Genomic DNA, 208 nt, shown 5'->3' with positions numbered 1-208 from the left:
GGTTTGCTCCGCGTTCTTCCGAAACCAATCGTAGATCGCGTCTTCACGAAGCCTTCCGTCTACGTCATGCGCCGCAAGCAGATAGTACCTCAAGAACCGTAGCGGCTTTTCGTTCGCCTGATAGATAGCATCGGTGAGCTGTTTCCACACAGCTTTCAGCTTGCTAAACTCCTTACCTTTTGCGTTCATGAAAAGGAGGTTCTTGAGC

1 pseudogene is annotated in these 208 nt (G+C 50.5%); it reads right to left on the bottom strand.

Annotation, left to right across the window (positions count from 1 at the left end):
• Positions 1 to 189: pseudogene (locus AF337_RS44095) on the bottom strand (DUF262 domain-containing protein); the annotation flags it as partial.
• Positions 190 to 208: the final 19 nt, after the last annotated feature.

Source organism: Rhizobium ecuadorense (assembly GCF_001187535.1).
GTDB classification, from domain to species: domain Bacteria; phylum Pseudomonadota; class Alphaproteobacteria; order Rhizobiales; family Rhizobiaceae; genus Rhizobium; species Rhizobium ecuadorense.
This window is presented reverse-complemented; position numbering and strand designations above follow the sequence as displayed.